Origin of the sequence: Brachybacterium tyrofermentans (genome assembly GCF_039526165.1) — a bacterium.
Lineage (GTDB): Bacteria > Actinomycetota > Actinomycetes > Actinomycetales > Dermabacteraceae > Brachybacterium > Brachybacterium tyrofermentans.
Map to the genome: position 1 here is coordinate 1 of NZ_BAAAIR010000074.1, position 1,402 is coordinate 1,402.

Annotated in this window: 1 protein-coding gene; it reads left to right on the forward strand. The window is 64.8% G+C overall.

All coding sequences use genetic code 11. The annotated features are described in order from the left end of the window. Window positions 1-83: 83 nt before the first annotated feature. On the forward strand, window positions 84-1,346 hold the full coding sequence (locus tag ABD093_RS18280) for an IS256 family transposase (protein ID WP_343926305.1): 1,263 nt from the start codon (window positions 84-86) through the stop codon (window positions 1,344-1,346). Window positions 1,347-1,402 lie beyond the last annotated feature (56 nt).

Below are 1,402 nucleotides of genomic sequence, written 5' to 3' on the forward strand. Positions count from 1 at the left end.
GAGGGTGTTTCATTAGCTGTGTAAGGGTCCGGTCTCGAACCGAGGTGTGACCTGCTGTCCCGCCTCTGAGAAGGACCGATGACATGACCGATACTGCAGATGCCCAGAACCCTCTTGCCGGGGTGCTCAGCGCCGACCAGGTCGATGCCCTCGTCAACGCCGCTGAAGACCTCGGAGAAGGCCGCCACGGGGTCGAGGAGCTCCTCTCGCGGATGACCCAGGCGGTGCTGGAGAGGGCGCTGGAGACCGAGATGAGCGATCACCTGGGCTACGAGGCCGGCGACCCTGCTGGCGCCGGCACGGGCAACTCCCGCAACGGCAAGACCACTAAGTCCGTCCAGACCCTCCAGGGACCGGTCCAGATCACTGTGCCGCGGGACCGCAACGGCTCGTTCGAACCGGTGATCGTGCCCAAGAGGTCCCGCCGGCTCGGGAGGGTCGAGGACATGATCCTGTCGCTGTATGCCCGCGGGATGACCACCCGCGATATCGGCTCCCACCTCGAGGAGATCTACGGCTCCAGGGTCTCCGCCGCCACGATCTCCCGGGTCACCGACGTCGTCGCCGACGAGGTCGCCCAGTGGCAGTCCCGGCCCCTGGAGACGGTCTATCCAATCGTCTATATCGACGCGATCTGGCTGAAGATCCGCGATGGCGGTGTCGTGGCGAACAAGGCCTGCCACGTCGCCGTGGGCGTGGATCTCGAGGGCCGCAAGCAGGTGCTGGGTCTATGGCTGGGCGTCAGCGAGGGCGCGAAGTTCTGGGCGAATGTCCTGACCGAGATCCGTAACCGCGGCACCAAGGACATCTTGATCCTGTGCTGCGACGGGCTGAGTGGGCTGCCGGCCGCTGTGAACAGCATCTACCCCGAGACCGTGGTCCAGACCTGTGTGGTCCACCTGCTGCGCTCGGCGATGAAATACGCCTCCTACACCGACCGCAAGACGATGGCCAAGGACATGCGCCCGATCTACACCGCCGCGACCGTGGAGGCCGCACAGCTGGCGCTGGAGGCCTTCGCCGAGATATGGCAGACCAAGGCGCCGGGAGCCGTGCTGGCCTGGCGGAACGCGTGGGAAGACTTCATCCCATTCCTCGCGTTCACTCCCGAGATCCGCAAGGTCATCTACACCACGAACCAGATCGAATCGATCAACTACCAGCTACGGAAGATCACCAAGACCCGCGGCTCGTTCCCCTCGGACGAGGCAGCGATCAAGCTGGTCTACCTGGGCATCCGGAACATCGAAACCCGCCGCGGCGGAGAGCTCGGCACCGGCACCCAGGGATGGCACCAAGCGCTGAACGCTTTCGCCGTCCAGTTCCCCAACCGACTCCCCCTCTGACCACCCGGCAGAAGGACTGATCGACCGGCCCCTTACACAGAAAACTTGACACCTCC

What these genes read in the sequence shown, in the direction of transcription:
- ABD093_RS18280 (WP_343926305.1), top strand. Translation starts at nt 84, where the DNA reads ATGACCGATACTGCAGATGCCCAGAACCCTCTTGCCGGGGTGCTCAGC.